Consider the following 15,036-nt stretch of genomic DNA (forward strand, 5'->3'; position numbering starts at 1 on the left):
CAGGATCGATGGCAAGCGATTCTATCGGGCCGGGCAGGGCGTCGACATACTGGCCTCACACCAACCCCGTGAGGAAACCATGTCCGCTCCCGTCCTGAAAACAATCGCCGCCGTCGCCGGTCTGTCGCTGTCCACCCTGGCCCTGGCCGCCGCCACCCTGGTCCAGGACGTGCGCGTCTTCGACGGCAAGACCGTGCACGAACGCCGGTCGGTGCTGTTCGACGGCGGCGTCATCGTCGATGCCGACTTCCGCGGTACGCCGCCCGCAGGCAGCCGCATCGTCAGCGGCGCAGGCCGCACCCTGCTGCCGGGCCTGATCGATTCTCATACCCATGCGTTCAGGCAGCTCGACCTGCCGCTGCTGTTCGGCGTCACCACGCAGGTCGATATGTTCACCGCCGTGCCGCTGATGCAGGAGGTCAAGGGCAGCATGGCGGCCGGCCGCAACGCGGGCAGGGCCGACATGTTCTCGGCCGGCACCCTGGCCACCGCTCCGAACGGCCACGGCACCCAGTACGGCCTGCCCATCCCGACCCTGAGCCGGCCGGACCAGGCGCGCGACTTTGTCGATGCGCGCATCGCCGAAGGCTCCGACTTCATCAAGATCGTGCTCGAAGCCGGAGGCCAGGGCACCAGCAAGATGAATTCGCTCGACCTGGCGACCGCCAGGGCGCTGATCGAGGCCGCCCACCTGCGCGGCAAGCTGGCCGTGGTCCACGTCAGCAACGAGCAGGATGCGCGCGCCGCGCTGGAGGCCGGCGCCGACGGCCTGGTGCACCTGTTCCTGGGCGCGGCGCCCGATCGACAGGCCGTCGATGGCCTGGCCCGGCTGGCCAGGACCAGGGGCGCCTTCGTGATTCCGACCTTCGCGGTCCTGGAAAGCATGGCCGGCGTGCGCGGCGACGACCTGCTCGCCGACTCCCGGCTGGCGGCGCTGGTCGACCGCGAAGGCGTCGCCACGCTCAAGGCGCGCTATGGCGCGCAGGCGCGGCCCCAGGCGCTGGCGGCGCCGAAAGCCGTCACCGCCGCAATGCGCAAGGCCGGCGTGCCGATCCTGGCCGGGACCGATGCCGGCAACGCCGGCACCCTGTACGGCATCAGCATGCACCGCGAACTGGCGGCGCTGGTCGAGGCGGGCCTGAGCCCGGCCGAGGCGCTGGCCGCCGCCACCAGCGCGCCGGCCGCGGCCTTCCGACTGGGCCAGCGCGGCTGCATCGCCAGGGACTGCAAGGCAGACCTGCTGCTGGTCGAGGGCAATCCGGCGGCCGACATCAAGGCCACGCGCCGCATCGTCGAGGTCTGGAAGGATGGCCAGAGCGCCAATGCCCTGCGCGATGCGCGGCGCCAGCGGGTGGCGCAGGAAAGCAGCGGGGCCACGCGCCAGGCGCTGCCGCCGGATGGCCGCATCAGCGACTTCAGCGCCAGCCGCCTGGGCAGTCCGTTCGGCAGCGGCTGGATGCCGTCGACCGACCAGATCGCGGGCGGCAAGTCGACCGTCAAGCTCGACGTGCTGGCGCCGCTGCCCGACGGGCAAGTGCCGCTGGCGGTGCGCGCCACGGTCGCGCCGGGCCTGCCGTTCGCGTGGTCCGCCGTGGCCTTCATGCCCGGCGCCCAGCCGATGCGGCCGGTTGACCTGAGCGCGGCGAAGACCCTGCGCTTCAAGGTGCGCGGCGACGGCAAGACCTATCAGGTGATGCTGATGGGCGCCGGCAACGCTCGGCCGAGCACCGTGCCCTTCGTCGCCAAGGGCGAGTGGGCGGAGATCAGCATGTCGCTGAGCGCCTTCGCCGGCATCGATCCGGCCGCCATCGCCATGCTAGCATTCAGCGCCGGACCGCAAGCCGGCGACTACCGCTTCGAACTCGCCGACGTGCGCCTGCTGGAACAAGAATAATGACGACGCCAACCATGATGACCACGCTCCGGCACGCGCTGGCGCGGCCCTGGATCCCGCCCGCCTACGGCAGGTTGCAATACCTGTGGCTGCTGTCGCTCGGCTACCTGTTCTGGAAATTCGCCTACGTGACGCCCGGCGCGCTGGAGGCGGCCCTGCTGGCGCTGACGCTGGTGGCCTTCGTTGCGTTGTACTGCTTCAGCTTCTGGGCGCGCGGCTGGCAGGTCCACGCCTGCGTGGCGGCGGGCTGCCTGTTCGGCGCATTGTGGGCGCGCTGGAATCCGGGCGCGGCCTGCTTCTTCATCTTCGCCTGCGCCATGTGCGCCCGTATCCCGCGGCCGGGCCACGCCGTCGGCGGCATGCTGGCGGTGCTCGCCGGCGGGGCGGCGGCGTCGTTCCTGGTCGAGGGCCGGATGCAGATGGTGTTCCTGTTGCCGCTGCTGCTGGTCGGCCTGCCGGTGGGCCTGTCGACCCTGATGGACCAGCGCCTGCGCGACTCGCGTGCCCGCTTGACGCGCAAGCAGGAAGAAGTGGAGCACATGGCGCGCATCGCCGAGCGCGAACGCATCTCGCGCGACCTGCACGACCTGCTCGGCCATTCGCTGTCGACGATCGCGCTCAAGGCCGAACTGGCCGGCAAGTTGGCGCGGCGCGACCTTGATGCCTGCGAACGCGAGATCGCCGACATCGAAGCCAGTGCGCGCAATGCCCTGGCCGAGGTGCGCGCGGCCGTCACCGGCTACCGCGAGAGCGGCCTGGCCCAGGCCCTGGCCAGCGCCCGCGCCAGCCTGCTGGCCGCCGACGTCGTGCTCGACGAACGGGTCGAGCGCATCGACCTGCCCCCCGCGGTGGAACACGTGGTGGCGCTGGCGGTGCGCGAGGCGGTGACGAATATCTTGCGCCATGCCCGGGCGTCGCGCTGCACGCTGTCCCTTAGCCGAGAAGATGGCCACGCCGTGCTGCGCGTGCACGACGACGGCCGCCTGCGCGATACCGATGAGCTAAGGCATGGCAACGGGCTGGCCGGCATGCAGGAGCGGGTGACGGCCCTCGGCGGGCGCATGAAACTGGCGGCCGGCGACGGCTTGGCGCTCGAGCTGCAGGTGCCGGCATGATCCGCGTCCTGATCGCCGAGGACCAGCAACTGGTGCTGGGCGCCCTGAGCGCGCTGCTGCGGCTGGAGCCGGACATCGAGGTGGTGGCCGGCGCGCTCGATGGCCGCGAGGCGCTGGCCCTGTGCGAGCGCCTCGTTCCCGACATCGTGCTGACCGATATCGAGATGCCGCACATGACCGGCATCGAACTGGCGCAGGCGCTGTCTTCGAGAAAGCTGGCCTGCCGCGTGGTGGTGGTGACGACCTTCGCCCGCAGCGGCTACCTGCGGCGCGCGATGGAGGCGGGCGTGCGCGGTTACCTGCTCAAGGATGCGCCGGTCGAGGCGCTGGCCGACGCCATCCGCGCCGTGCACGGCGGTGGCCGCGCGATCGCGCCCGAGCTGGCTTTGGCAAGCTGGAACGGCGGCAGCGATCCGCTGACCGAGCGCGAACGGCAGGTGCTGCGCCTGGCGGGGGAGGGCCGTTCCAGCGTCGAGATCGCGCGCCAGGTCCACCTGTCGGAAGGAACGGTGCGCAACTATCTGTCGGAGGCGATCAGCAAGCTGGGCGCCGGAAATCGTGTGGAAGCGTACCGGATGGCGCGTGACGCCGGTTGGTTATAGCGTTTGTGTGGTGCTGCGTTCGCGCTGTGCGTTGCGGCGCAGCGGGATCCATTGGATTGGTTTTGGCCCGCGCCGGGAAGGCGTCCTGGGCACGATCGGCTGTTGCGGCACATGGGTCAGCGGATAGATGAAGCTGAAATACAGAAGGATCGTCAGCATCAACAGGAAGGTACACAGATAGACCATCAGCATATTGCTGGCATGCCAGATGACGACGCCGCTGGCGCTGAAGGGCATCATCAGGAGCAGGGCGGCGAACGAGCGCAGCATGGCGTCGCGGTTCATGCGGTGGCCGGCCATCGCGACCAGGAAGAAGCCGCCCGAGCCGAGCGCCACGCCGACCAGCACGATGTACGGCTCGATCCAGTCAGGAATGCCGTGCGCGGTCGAGGCCAGCAAGGCGGCCGGCAACAGGATGCCGAACACGCCGCCAGCCAGGCTGAGCAGGCGAATCACGCGCATGGCCCGTCCGCGGAAGACGGGGCGTGCGGCACGCGCTACGGAAGTCGGTTTCATTGCGCCAGTCAGGTTCCAAGGTGGGTTGGAAGTAACGTCCGGCAACACGTCACGGTTGACGTGATGTTCGCGATAGCATAGCCGACATTGCCCGGGGCGTGAACCAGGCTAGTGCCCGACGCTCTTCGAAAACAGGTTAATGACCAGCACGCCGGCAATGATCAGGCCCAGGCCGGCGATGGCCGCTAAATCCAGGCTTTGCTTGAAATACAACCAGCTGACCAGGGAGATAAGCACGATGCCGACGCCGGACCAGATCGCATAGGCGATGCCGGTGGGCAGCACGCGCAGGCTGAAGGTGAGCAGGTAGAACGACAGGGCGTAGCAGCCGACCGTGATCAGGCTCGGCAGCGGGCGGGTGAAGCTGTCGGAAGCCTTGAGAGCGGTGGTGCCGATCACTTCGGCGACGATGGCAAAGCCAAGGAAGATATAGGCTTGATTGAGGGTCATCAGGATGAAAAACGGCCCGTCGCCGGGCCGCAGTGAGGTTTATTGTTCGCGCTGCCAGGTCTGGGTGCGGCCGAACATCGGGGCGCCGACATAGCCGCGTACTTCGAGCTTGCTGCCGTTGTCGGCCAGGCTGGCCTTGCTCTTGTAGGTCTTGCCGTTGGACGGATCGAGGATCTGGCCGCCGGTGTAGTCGTTGCCTTCTTTCTTGAGGCCCGAGAGGATCGTCATGCCGATGATCGGCTGGTCCTTGCGCGCGTCGCTGCATTTCACGCACTTGGGATTCTGGTCCTGGTCCGCCGGGCGGAACAGTTTCTCGATCTTGCCGGTCAGGACTCCGCCTTCCTCGGTGATGCGCACCAGCGCCTTCGGCTTGCCGGTCTCGTCATCGATGGTTTTCCAGGTGCCGACCGGCGAGGCGCCTTGCGCGAACGCGGCGGCGGGCAGGGCGAACATGGCGGCGATCAGGCCGGCGCGCATCAGGTGTCGCATGGGGTGTCTCCAGTGTTGTTGTTGGTACGGCAGAGTGTAGCAAAGTCACCTGGCACCGGGAGGGGCCGGAATCAGAGGATTCCTTCCAAAACCGGCATCAAGGGGCGTTGCGCACGTCTTCCGGCGTGACCTGGTGACGCCGCTCGGCCGGGCGGGTCAGCACGCGCATGGTGACGTCCAGCGGCACCCCGAGCTCGGCGAGCTGGCGCGCGGCGCTGGAACGGTTCTCGGCGGACGCTTCGTGGATCACGGCGTCGATGCGCAGGGAGGTCTTGTAGTCGCTTCGTCGGTCCATGCGCCGATCCTACCATGTCTTGACACATTGCCATTTCCTGTTGGGCTGGTGGCGAATGGCAGCCAGTCTATTTTTTTCCGATGCATGTTTTTCATGAATTGTTGTATCTTGTGGCATCTTTTTTCCACGTCACAAGGACATTGCATGCTCGACCTGGTCAACGCCATCAACGGCATCATCTGGAGCCCCATCATGATCGCCCTGTGCCTGGGCGCCGGGCTGTATTTCTCGGTACGTTCGCGCTTCCTGCAGCTGCGCCACGTGCGCGAGATGGTGCGCCTCATGCGCGAAGGCAAGAGTTCGGAGCAGGGCGTGTCCTCGTTCCAGGCGCTGGCCATGACCTTGGCCGGCCGGGTCGGCACCGGCAATATCGCGGGCGTGGCCACCGCGATCACCTTCGGCGGTCCGGGGGCGGTGTTCTGGATGTGGATGATGGCCTTCCTGGGCGCCAGCTCGGCCTTCGTCGAGTCGACCCTTGGCCAGGTCTACAAGGAACCGGTGGGCAACCAGTACCGCGGCGGTCCCGCCTTCTACATCGAGAAAGGCCTGGGCATGAAGCGCTACGCCTGGACTTTCGCGCTTGCCACGCTGCTGGCGACCGGGCTGCTGCTGCCGGGCGTGCAGGCCAACTCGATCGCCGAGGGCCTCAAGACCGCGGCCGGCATCGATCCGCTGTACACCGGCATCGGCCTGGCCGTGGTGCTGGCCATCATCATCTTCGGCGGCGTGCGCCGCATCGCCAGCTTTGCCGAAGTCGTGGTGCCGTTCATGGCCGCCGCCTACATCCTGGTCGCGATCGTGGTCGTGGCAATGAACATCGGTGAGCTGCCGGGCGTGCTGCAACTGATCTTCAGCTCGGCCTTCGGCCTGGACGCCGGCTTCGGCGCCATGCTCGGCCTGGCGATCCAGTGGGGCGTCAAGCGCGGCATCTACTCGAACGAGGCCGGCCAGGGCACCGGCCCGCATGCTTCGTCGGCGGCCGAAGTGAGCCACCCGGCCAAGCAGGGCCTGGTGCAGGGGTTCTCGGTATACATCGACACCCTGTTCGTGTGCTCGGCAACCGCCTTCATGCTCCTGATCACCGGCCAGTACAACGTCGAAAACCCGGACGGGACGCCGGTGTTCGTCGGCATCCAGGGCGTGGCCTCGGGGCCGGGCTATGTCCAGACCGCGCTCGAGAACGTGCTGCCGGGATTCGGCGCGCTGTTCGTGGCGATCGCGCTGCTGTTCTTCGCCTTCACCACCATCGTCGCCTACTACTACATCGCCGAGACCAATATCGCCTACATGGACCGCCACGGCCGCCATCCGTGGCTGCCCTTCGTGCTCAAACTGTGCATCGTCTCGGCCACCATCTACGGCGCGGTCAAGACCGCCGACGTGGCCTGGGGCCTGGGCGACATCGGCGTCGGCCTGATGGCGTGGCTCAACATCGTCGCCATCGTGATGCTGCACAAGGTAGCGTTCAAGTGCCTGCGCGACTACGAGGCGCAGAAGAAGGCCGGCAAGGATCCGGAGTTCGATCCGAAGGCGCTCGGGATCGAGAACGCGCATTACTGGGAACAGCGCGCGGCCGCCTTGCGCGCGCCGCAAGCGCCTGTGCGCGACGACGCGCCGGTCAAGTAAGCCACTCGCGCAGCGCCAGCCAGGACTGGCGCAGGCTGCGCTCCCCATTGGCGAGTGCCGCCTTTGGCATGGTGCGCCATCTGGTCCATGAAAACGGCGGCACGGTGTGCTATGCAAGGTCGGTGGGCAAGGGCGCCCGCTTCGTGAACATCTTCTGATGGCATCCGGTTCGCGTCCGTCCGCGTATATGGGTCAACGCCAGGATGAAGGGAGCGATCGATGTCGATTATTACGGGTACGCACAACGTTACATGGCGCTTCCAGGGGATGATGAGTTCTTGCTGGTTAAAGTGCATTGAAATGCTCATGGAAACCAAGCACAACACCATTTATGGCTTGGACCAGCGTGGCGCCAGGCGCACTGCTCACACGCCGGGAGTAATCGACGCGTACCGGAAAAACCGCGGTTCGCGCATTGAGTTGCATGCGCAGGAATACGGACTCGCCACCAATGGAAGCCTGGTAACGTGCGAGGAGGTAAGCGTGTGGAGGGCAGCGCTGAGGAAAGGTCCGGTTATCGCCGAAGGCTTGTACGGCGCCGGCAAGCTCGGCTGGGGTAGGCATGTGATCCTGATCGTCGGCATCAGTCGAGAGGGCAAGCTGGCTTACCTCAATCCGAACATCTTCAGCTATGTCACGAGCAAATCGACGCGCCTGTCGTATATGTCGATAGCGCGTTGTCAGAAGTTGGCGTCGGTACCCCTGCTCAACGGGCCGTTCTGGCAGTTGACGACGGATATCCTCGCCGCCGGGCACATTGTCAGGAAACCGGAATAGGTCCTCACCGGTTGAATCGACGTCAGCCGCGCCTGCGCAATGTCGGCCATCGGCGCGCCAGGCGGCAGCGGCAGCGCAGGGCGCCCGCGCCGTGCCCGACTTTTAGCTGGCGAAGTAGGACAGGAACATCGATACCGCGGCGTCGATGATTCGCTCCTGTTGCTCGGGCGAGAGTGGCGCGGCGCCCATCGCGATCTGCGGCCAGAAAGCGAAGGTCTTGATCTGACCCTGCAGCAGGGTCGCCGCGAACGAGGGATCGCCCGGTTTCAGCTTGCCGTCGGCCTGGGCCGCACGGATCCAGACCGTGACACCTTCTTCGCGCTCGCCCAGGCGGGCAATCACCGGCAAGGTGCGCTCGGGCGCGTGAATCGCTTCGCCGATCGCCACCCGCGCCAGCGCGATGAATTCCGGATCGGCCAGGGTGCGCATCTTCAGCGCCATCAATTCGACCAGCTGCTCGCGCAGGCTGCGGTCGGGCCGGTAGCCCAGTTCGAGCTGGCCGGCGCTGCTCTCGAACATCTGCATCACCGTTTCGGCGAACAGTTCTTCCTTGCTGGCGAAGTGGTTGTAGACGGTGCGCTTCGAAACTTCCGCAAGCGCCGCGATGGCATCCATGCTGGCGGTTTCGTAACCGTGGACGCGGAACTGCTCGGCAGCGGCGGCCAGGATGGCGCTGCGTTTTCGGTCGGTCAGGCGGGTCGGCGTGTGCATACGCGAATTCTACACTCAGTAGTTTACTTTCTCAAAAGTAGATACTACACTGTGTAGTGTACTTTACGACTATCCATTCATATCATGCGCCTACTATTCGGCACTATCCTACTTGGAGCAATCGCTATCATGGCTGCCTGCACCTCCTTCGCCAGCACCACTACCGCACCTGTTTCGCCACAATTCCACGACGGGAAATACCGCAACCCGGTCGAGATGCACAAGATGAGCTTTGGCGAAATGGCCAAGCTCTGGTGGATTTTCCTGTTCGACAAGCCCAAGGGCACGATTCCCGAGCAGGCGGTGCCGGTGCGCGCCCTGAGCCAGGCGGCGCTGCTGGCCGCGCCCGACAACACCTTGTATCGCCTCGGCCACTCGACCATGCTGATCAAGCTCGGCGGCGAGTTCTATCTCACCGATCCGGTGTTCTCCGAGCGCGCTTCGCCCGTGCAGTGGGCCGGCCCGGCGCGCTTCCATGCGCCGCCGATCTCGATCGACGAACTGCCGCCGATCAAGGCCGTGATCCTGTCGCACGACCACTACGACCACCTCGACCACGCTTCGGTGAAGGCACTGGCGGCCAAGACCACGCTGTTCCTGACGCCGCTGGGCGTGGGCAACCGCTTGATCGACTGGGGCGTGGACCGCGCCAAGGTGCGCCAGTTCGACTGGTGGCAGGGGACGGAGGTGGGCGGCGTGCGCATCACCGCCACCCCGGCCCAGCATTTCTCTGGCCGCGGCCTGCACGATGCGGGCAAGACCCTGTGGGCCTCGTGGGTGATACAGCATGACGCGCTGCGCCTGTTCTTCAGCGGCGACACCGGCTACTTCAAGGGCTTCAAGGAGATCGGCGCCAGGTTCGGCCCGTTCGACGTCGCGCTGCTGGAAACCGGCGCCTACGACAAGCGCTGGCCCGACGTCCACATGCAGCCCGAGGAAACCATGCAGGCCTTCCTCGACCTGAAAGCGGGCTGGCTGTTCCCGGTGCATAACGGCACCTTCGACCTGGGAATGCATCGCTGGCAGGATCCGTTCGACCGCATCGCGCAGCTGGCCGACGACAAGGGCGTCAAGCTGACCACGCCCGAGATGGGCGAGGCGCTGGACCTGAAACAGCCGCATGCCGGCGGCCGCTGGTGGCAGGGCTTGAAATAAAGAAAGGCTGCGAGAGTCTGCGTATCGAAACGCTCATTTTTCCAGCAACCAAAAAACGTCGTCCCCGCGGAGGCGGGGACCCAAGTTTCAAGCAGACCACTTATGCGAATTTAAGTGACTGCTCAAGCTAGCTTGGGTCCCCGCCTGCGCGGGGAGTCGTTACTGCCAGTGGCAGTAACGACGCGCATCTGACAACGACGATCAGGCGGCCGGCAGCTTCTCCAACTGCTCCTGCATCTTGGCCAGCGTGGCCGAGAAGTTCGCCACCCGTTCCTGCTCTTGCGCCACCACGGCGGCCGGCGCGCGGGCCACGAAGCTTTCGTTCGACAGCTTGCCGTTGGCCTTGGCGATCTCGCCGGAGACGCGGGCGATCTCCTTCGACAGGCGCTCGCGTTCTGCGGCGACGTCGATCTCGACCTTCAGCATCAGCTTGGTGGTGCCGACGATCGACACCGCGGCTGGCGATTCCGGCAGCGCGTCGACGATCTGCACTTCGGCGAGTTTACCCAGCAGCTGGATGTACGGTGCGAACACCGCCATCCTGGCGCGATCGGCTTCATTGCCCGGCTCGACGATCAGCGGCACGCGCACCGACGGCGACAGCGACATCTCGCCACGCAGGTTGCGGGTGGCGTCGGTCAGCGCCTTGAACTGCTCCATCCAGGCTTCGGCTTCTTCGTCGACCAGCGAGGTATCGGCCAGCGGGTAGGGCTGCAGCATGATGGTCTCGCCCGATTTGCCGGCCAGCGGAGCGATGCTCTGCCACAGGGCCTCGGTCACGAACGGGATGATCGGATGCGCCAGGCGCAGGATCACTTCCAGCACGCGCAGCAGCGTGTGGCGGGTGGCGCGCTGCTGGGCTTGCGTGCCTTGCTGCACGCGCACCTTGGCCACTTCCAGGTACCAGTCGCAGTACTCGTCCCATACGAACTTGTAGATGCTGCCGGCGATATTGTCGAAGCGGTAGTCGGCAAAGCCTTTCGCGATGTCGAGCTCGACGCGGTTCATCAGCGAGATGATCCAGCGGTCGGCGGGGGACAGATCCTCCGCAGCCGGAGCGCCGCAATCCTTGCCCTCGGTGTTCATCATCACGAAGCGGGTCGCGTTCCACAGCTTGTTGCAGAAGTTGCGGTAACCCTCGGCGCGGCCCAGGTCGAAGTTGATGTTGCGGCCCAGCGAAGCGTAGCTCGCCATGGTGAAGCGCACGGCGTCGGTGCCGAAGGCCGCGATCCCGTCCGGGAATTCCTTGCGCGTGGCCTTGGCGATCTTCTCGGCCGCGCGCGGGTCCATCAGGCCGGTGGTGCGCTTGGCCACCAGGGTCTCGACGTCGATGCCGTCGATCAAGTCGATCGGGTCGAGCGTATTGCCCTTCGACTTCGACATCTTCTGGCCCTGCGAGTCGCGCACCAGGCCGTGCACGTACACGGTCTCGAACGGCACCTTGCCGGTGAAGTGGGCGGTCATCATGACCATGCGCGCCACCCAGAAGAAGATGATGTCGAAGCCGGTGACCAGCACCGACGACGGCAGGAACATCTTCATGTCCGGCGTTTCTTCGGGCCAGCCCATGGTCGAGAAGGGCACCAGGGCCGACGAGAACCAGGTGTCGAGCACGTCGTCGTCGCGGCGCAGCGCACCGGTGATGCCTTGCGCGGCGGCCTTAGCCTGGGCTTCCTCCTCGTCGCGCGCGACGACGATGCTGCCGTCCTCTGCGAACCAGGCCGGGATGCGGTGGCCCCACCACAGCTGGCGCGAGATGCACCAGTCCTGGATATTACCCAGCCACTGGTTGTAGGTGGTGCTCCAGTTCTCGGGCACGAACTTGATCTCGCCGCTGGCGACTTTTTCCAGCGCCACGTCGGTGATCGATTTACCCGGATTGAACGTGCCTTCCGGGGCCGGCTTGGTCATGGCGACGAACCACTGGTCGGTCAGCATCGGCTCGATCACGACGTTGGTGCGGTCGCCGCGTGGAACCATCAGCTTGTGCGGCTTGATCTGTTCCATCAGGCCCAACGCTTCCAGGTCGGCGACGATCTGCTTGCGCGCGGCGAAGCGGTCCAGGCCCTGGTATTGGGCCGGGCCGTTTTCGTTGATCTTGGCGTCGAGCGTGAAGATGCTGATCGGCGCCAGGTTGGCGCGCTGGCCGACGGCGTAGTCGTTGAAATCGTGGGCCGGGGTGATCTTGACGCAGCCGGTGCCGAATTCCTTGTCGACGTAGCTGTCGGCGATGATCGGGATCTCACGATCGGACAGCGGCAGCTTGATCATCTTGCCGTGCAGGTGCAGGTAGCGCTCGTCGGTCGGATCGACCGCCACGGCGACGTCGCCCAGCATGGTTTCAGGACGGGTGGTGGCCACGGTCAGGTGGCCGCTGCCATCGGCCAGCGGATACTGGATGTACCACATCGAGCCGTCTTCTTCCTGCGAATCGACTTCCAGGTCCGACACGGCCGTGCCCAGCACCGGATCCCAGTTGACCAGGCGCTTGCCGCGGTAGATCAGGCCCTGCTCGTACAGGCGCACGAAGACTTCGACCACCGACTTCGAGCGGGTCTCGTCCATCGTGAAGTATTCGCGCTTCCAGTCGGGCGAGGCGCCCAGGCGGCGCATCTGTCCGGTGATGGTATTGCCCGACTTTTCCTTCCACTCCCAGACTTTTTCCAAGAAGGCGTCGCGGCCGAGGTCGTGGCGCGAGATCTTCTGGGCGTCGAGCTGGCGCTCGACCACGATCTGGGTGGCGATGCCGGCGTGGTCGGTGCCCGGCACCCAGGCGGTGTTGTAGCCGCGCATGCGGTAGTAGCGGGTCAGGCCATCCATGACGGTCTGGTTGAACGCGTGGCCCATGTGCAGGGTGCCGGTCACGTTCGGCGGCGGCAGCTGGATGCTGAACGACGGCTTGCCCTCGTCCATGGTGGCGGTGAAGTAACCGCGTTTTTCCCACTCGGCGCGCCAGAACTGTTCAATATCGGCTGGCTCGAAAGACTTGGCTAATTCCATGATGTGGTCGGAGTGATATTTTCGAAAACAACCATTATAAATTACAAGCGCGTATAATTTACTGCGCTGGACCGGGGAAACTCGGCCGGCAAAACGCTAGGGGTCCTATGCGTCGTTACAACGGCGCGTGGGTGAGAAATACCCTCCGAACCTGATCTGGATAATGCCAGCGAAGGGAAGCAGCCGAATCGATGCAAGCGTGCGCACATCCGCGTCCGCCCTGCACCCGGCACCTCCTTTGCTGGCTCCGCAAGCAAGGGAGCCACATGAACGCACCTCTGAAGTCATCCCGGGTATTCGATGCCGCCACCGCCACGGTGGACCATGCGGCCATCAACCCACTACCCAATTCGCGCAAGGTCTATATCGAGGGCAGCCGGCCCGACATCCGTGTGCCGATGCGCGAAATTGGCCAGTCGCCTACGCCCGACAGCTTCGGCGCCGAGCCGAATCCGCCCCTGTTCGTCTACGACACCTCCGGCCCGTACACCGAGCCGGGCACGGCGATCGACATCCGCAGCGGCCTGGCGCCGATGCGTCAGGCATGGATCGCCGAACGGGGCGACACCGGGCAACTGGACGGCCCGACCTCGCACTATGGCCAGGCACGGCTGAACGATCCGCAGTTGGCCGCGCTGCGCTTCAACCTGCAGCGGGCGCCGCGCCGCGCCCATGGCGGGCGCAACGTCACCCAGATGCACTACGCGCGCGCCGGGATCATCACGCCCGAGATGGAATTCATCGCCCTGCGCGAAAACATGCAGCGCAAGGAATACATCGCCTCGCTGGAGTCGTCAGGCCCGATGGGCCAGCGCGTGGCGGCGCTGCTGGGCCGCCAGCATCCGGGGCAGTCCTTCGGCGCCAGCATCCCGGCCGAGATCACCCCCGAATTCGTGCGCTCGGAAGTGGCGCGCGGCCGCGCCGTCATCCCGGCCAACATCAACCACCCGGAACTAGAGCCGATGATCATCGGCCGCAATTTCCTGGTGAAGGTCAACGCCAATATCGGCAACTCGGCCGTCACCTCGTCGATCGGCGAGGAAGTGGAAAAGATGACCTGGGCCATCCGCTGGGGCGCCGACACGGTGATGGATCTGTCGACCGGCAAGCACATCCACGAGACGCGCGAATGGATCCTGCGTAACAGCCCGGTGCCGATCGGCACGGTGCCGATCTACCAGGCGCTGGAAAAGGTCAATGGCAAGGCCGAGGACCTGAGCTGGGAGATCTTCCGCGACACGCTGATCGAACAGGCCGAGCAGGGCGTCGACTACTTCACCATCCACGCCGGCGTGCTGCTGCGTTATGTGCCGATGACGGCGAACCGCCTGACGGGCATCGTCTCGCGCGGCGGCTCGATCATGGCCAAGTGGTGCCTGGCCCACCACCGCGAATCGTTCCTGTACACGCACTTCGAGGACATCTGCGACATCATGAAGGCCTATGACGTCTCGTTCAGCCTGGGCGACGGCCTGCGTCCCGGCTCGATCTACGACGCCAACGACGAAGCCCAGCTGGCCGAACTGAAGACCCTGGGCGAGCTGACCCAGATCGCCTGGAAGCACGACGTGCAGACCATCATCGAGGGCCCTGGCCACGTGCCGCTGCACCTGATCAAGGAAAACATGGACCTGCAGCTGGAGCAGTGCCACGAGGCGCCGTTCTACACGCTGGGACCGCTCACCACCGACATCGCGCCGGGCTACGACCACATCACCTCGGGCATCGGCGCGGCCAATATCGGCTGGTACGGCACCGCCATGCTGTGCTACGTGACGCCCAAGGAGCACCTGGGCCTGCCCGACAAGAACGACGTCAAGGACGGCATCATCACCTATAAGATCGCCGCCCACGCGGCGGACCTGGCCAAGGGCCATCCGGGCGCCCAGCTGCGCGACAACGCGCTGTCGAAGGCGCGCTTCGAGTTCCGCTGGGAAGACCAGTTCAACCTGGGGCTCGACCCGGACAAGGCGCGCGAATTCCACGATGAGACCCTGCCGAAGGATTCGGCCAAGGTCGCCCACTTCTGCTCGATGTGCGGCCCGCATTTCTGCTCGATGAAGATCACCCAGGAGGTGCGCGAATATGCCGCCGCCAGGGGCGTGCAAGGGGAGACCGCGCTAACGCACGGCATGCAGGAAAAGGCGATCGAGTTCGTCAGGAACGGCGCCCAGCTGTACCGGGAGGTGTGAATGACGCCAATCGAAGTCAACGGGGCGCCGTGCACGGTGCCGCAGGGCCAAACCCTGTTCGGCCTGCTGGAACAGCTAGGCCTGAGCGGACAGGGGATGGCGCTGGCGGTCAACCGCGAGGTGGTGCCGCGCCAGCAATGGCTGCACCGGCGCCTGCAGGAGCAGGACCGGGTCGATATCGTGCGCGCCATCGGTGGCGGCTGACAGGAGACGA

The 15,036-nt window shown here is 65.7% G+C and carries 14 protein-coding genes and 1 riboswitch; of the genes, 8 read left to right on the forward strand and 6 right to left on the reverse strand.

Annotation, left to right across the window (positions count from 1 at the left end):
• Positions 1-79: 79 nt before the first annotated feature.
• The 3 genes from AC3A6F_RS00595 to AC3A6F_RS00605 are packed head-to-tail and all read left to right on the forward strand — an operon-like array spanning position 80 to position 3,611.
• On the forward strand, positions 80-1,894 hold the full coding sequence (locus tag AC3A6F_RS00595) for a CIA30 family protein (RefSeq protein WP_487677987.1): 1,815 nt from the start codon (positions 80-82) through the stop codon (positions 1,892-1,894).
• On the forward strand, positions 1,894-3,009 hold the full coding sequence (locus tag AC3A6F_RS00600) for a sensor histidine kinase (RefSeq protein WP_487677989.1): 1,116 nt from the start codon (positions 1,894-1,896) through the stop codon (positions 3,007-3,009). Before AC3A6F_RS00595 ends, AC3A6F_RS00600 begins: the two co-directional genes overlap by 1 nt.
• Positions 3,006-3,611 carry a response regulator transcription factor gene (locus tag AC3A6F_RS00605; RefSeq protein ID WP_487677991.1) on the forward strand — a complete coding sequence of 202 codons (606 nt, stop codon included), beginning with the start codon at positions 3,006-3,008 and terminating at the stop codon, positions 3,609-3,611. Before AC3A6F_RS00600 ends, AC3A6F_RS00605 begins: the two co-directional genes overlap by 4 nt.
• On the opposite strand, the gene AC3A6F_RS00610 is transcribed toward AC3A6F_RS00605, so the two are convergent.
• The 4 genes from AC3A6F_RS00610 to AC3A6F_RS00625 all read right to left on the reverse strand — a co-directional run bounded on the left by AC3A6F_RS00610 (position 3,606) and on the right by AC3A6F_RS00625 (position 5,361).
• Complete coding sequence (locus AC3A6F_RS00610) at positions 3,606-4,073, reverse strand: hypothetical protein (RefSeq protein WP_487677993.1); 468 nt, start codon at positions 4,071-4,073, stop codon at positions 3,606-3,608. The two genes, AC3A6F_RS00605 and AC3A6F_RS00610, sit on opposite strands and share 6 nt — an antisense overlap.
• A gap of 162 nt (positions 4,074-4,235) precedes the next feature.
• Entirely contained in the window at positions 4,236-4,577 is a 342-nt protein-coding gene (locus AC3A6F_RS00615) for an SMR family transporter (RefSeq protein WP_487677995.1), read from the reverse strand.
• 39 nt (positions 4,578-4,616) lie between these two features.
• The gene (locus AC3A6F_RS00620; RefSeq protein ID WP_123070007.1) at positions 4,617-5,066 is read right to left on the reverse strand and encodes a DUF2147 domain-containing protein; all 450 of its coding nucleotides are present in this window, start codon (positions 5,064-5,066) and stop codon (positions 4,617-4,619) included.
• Between the two features lie 97 nt (positions 5,067-5,163).
• Positions 5,164-5,361 carry a hypothetical protein gene (locus tag AC3A6F_RS00625; RefSeq protein ID WP_208276971.1) on the reverse strand — a complete coding sequence of 66 codons (198 nt, stop codon included), beginning with the start codon at positions 5,359-5,361 and terminating at the stop codon, positions 5,164-5,166.
• A gap of 144 nt (positions 5,362-5,505) precedes the next feature.
• Here AC3A6F_RS00625 and AC3A6F_RS00630 point away from each other — a divergent pair, with 144 nt between their 5' ends.
• Both AC3A6F_RS00630 and AC3A6F_RS00635 read left to right on the forward strand, forming a co-directional pair.
• Complete coding sequence (locus AC3A6F_RS00630) at positions 5,506-6,987, forward strand: alanine/glycine:cation symporter family protein (protein WP_487677998.1); 1,482 nt, start codon at positions 5,506-5,508, stop codon at positions 6,985-6,987.
• A gap of 306 nt (positions 6,988-7,293) precedes the next feature.
• Entirely contained in the window at positions 7,294-7,764 is a 471-nt protein-coding gene (locus tag AC3A6F_RS00635; protein WP_487678000.1) for a hypothetical protein, read from the forward strand.
• A 102-nt stretch (positions 7,765-7,866) separates the two neighbouring features.
• On the opposite strand, the gene AC3A6F_RS00640 is transcribed toward AC3A6F_RS00635, so the two are convergent.
• Positions 7,867-8,475: a TetR/AcrR family transcriptional regulator gene (locus AC3A6F_RS00640; RefSeq protein ID WP_487678002.1), complete on the reverse strand. Its 609-nt coding sequence runs from the start codon at positions 8,473-8,475 to the stop codon at positions 7,867-7,869.
• A 129-nt stretch (positions 8,476-8,604) separates the two neighbouring features.
• Between AC3A6F_RS00640 and AC3A6F_RS00645 the strand changes: the two genes are divergently transcribed.
• Complete coding sequence (locus tag AC3A6F_RS00645) at positions 8,605-9,630, forward strand: MBL fold metallo-hydrolase (RefSeq protein ID WP_487678004.1); 1,026 nt, start codon at positions 8,605-8,607, stop codon at positions 9,628-9,630.
• A 201-nt stretch (positions 9,631-9,831) separates the two neighbouring features.
• Here AC3A6F_RS00645 and AC3A6F_RS00650 read toward each other — a convergent pair whose 3' ends face one another.
• The gene (locus AC3A6F_RS00650; protein ID WP_487678006.1) at positions 9,832-12,630 is read right to left on the reverse strand and encodes a valine--tRNA ligase; all 2,799 of its coding nucleotides are present in this window, start codon (positions 12,628-12,630) and stop codon (positions 9,832-9,834) included.
• 88 nt (positions 12,631-12,718) lie between these two features.
• A riboswitch (TPP riboswitch) is annotated at positions 12,719-12,825 on the forward strand.
• 71 nt (positions 12,826-12,896) lie between these two features.
• On the opposite strand from AC3A6F_RS00650, the gene thiC reads away from it, so the two are divergent.
• Together thiC and thiS are read left to right on the forward strand one after the other, a co-directional pair.
• Complete coding sequence (thiC, locus tag AC3A6F_RS00655) at positions 12,897-14,822, forward strand: phosphomethylpyrimidine synthase ThiC (RefSeq protein ID WP_487678008.1); 1,926 nt, start codon at positions 12,897-12,899, stop codon at positions 14,820-14,822.
• A complete protein-coding gene (gene thiS / locus AC3A6F_RS00660; protein ID WP_109345051.1) occupies positions 14,823-15,026 on the forward strand; it encodes a sulfur carrier protein ThiS in 204 nt (67 codons plus the stop codon).
• Positions 15,027-15,036: the final 10 nt, after the last annotated feature.

It is taken from the genome of Massilia sp. Soil_C_3, assembly GCF_057657035.1.

What these genes read in the sequence shown, in the direction of transcription:
- AC3A6F_RS00595 (WP_487677987.1), top strand. Translation starts at nt 80, where the DNA reads ATGTCCGCTCCCGTCCTGAAAACAATCGCCGCCGTCGCCGGTCTGTCG.
- AC3A6F_RS00600 (WP_487677989.1), top strand. Translation starts at nt 1,894, where the DNA reads ATGACGACGCCAACCATGATGACCACGCTCCGGCACGCGCTGGCGCGG.
- AC3A6F_RS00605 (WP_487677991.1), top strand. Translation starts at nt 3,006, where the DNA reads ATGATCCGCGTCCTGATCGCCGAGGACCAGCAACTGGTGCTGGGCGCC.
- AC3A6F_RS00610 (WP_487677993.1), bottom strand. Translation starts at nt 4,073, where the DNA reads ATGCGCGTGATTCGCCTGCTCAGCCTGGCTGGCGGCGTGTTCGGCATC.
- AC3A6F_RS00615 (WP_487677995.1), bottom strand. Translation starts at nt 4,577, where the DNA reads ATGACCCTCAATCAAGCCTATATCTTCCTTGGCTTTGCCATCGTCGCC.
- AC3A6F_RS00620 (WP_123070007.1), bottom strand. Translation starts at nt 5,066, where the DNA reads ATGCGACACCTGATGCGCGCCGGCCTGATCGCCGCCATGTTCGCCCTG.
- AC3A6F_RS00625 (WP_208276971.1), bottom strand. Translation starts at nt 5,361, where the DNA reads ATGGACCGACGAAGCGACTACAAGACCTCCCTGCGCATCGACGCCGTG.
- AC3A6F_RS00630 (WP_487677998.1), top strand. Translation starts at nt 5,506, where the DNA reads ATGCTCGACCTGGTCAACGCCATCAACGGCATCATCTGGAGCCCCATC.
- AC3A6F_RS00635 (WP_487678000.1), top strand. Translation starts at nt 7,294, where the DNA reads ATGGAAACCAAGCACAACACCATTTATGGCTTGGACCAGCGTGGCGCC.
- AC3A6F_RS00640 (WP_487678002.1), bottom strand. Translation starts at nt 8,475, where the DNA reads ATGCACACGCCGACCCGCCTGACCGACCGAAAACGCAGCGCCATCCTG.
- AC3A6F_RS00645 (WP_487678004.1), top strand. Translation starts at nt 8,605, where the DNA reads ATGGCTGCCTGCACCTCCTTCGCCAGCACCACTACCGCACCTGTTTCG.
- AC3A6F_RS00650 (WP_487678006.1), bottom strand. Translation starts at nt 12,630, where the DNA reads ATGGAATTAGCCAAGTCTTTCGAGCCAGCCGATATTGAACAGTTCTGG.
- thiC (WP_487678008.1), top strand. Translation starts at nt 12,897, where the DNA reads ATGAACGCACCTCTGAAGTCATCCCGGGTATTCGATGCCGCCACCGCC.
- thiS (WP_109345051.1), top strand. Translation starts at nt 14,823, where the DNA reads ATGACGCCAATCGAAGTCAACGGGGCGCCGTGCACGGTGCCGCAGGGC.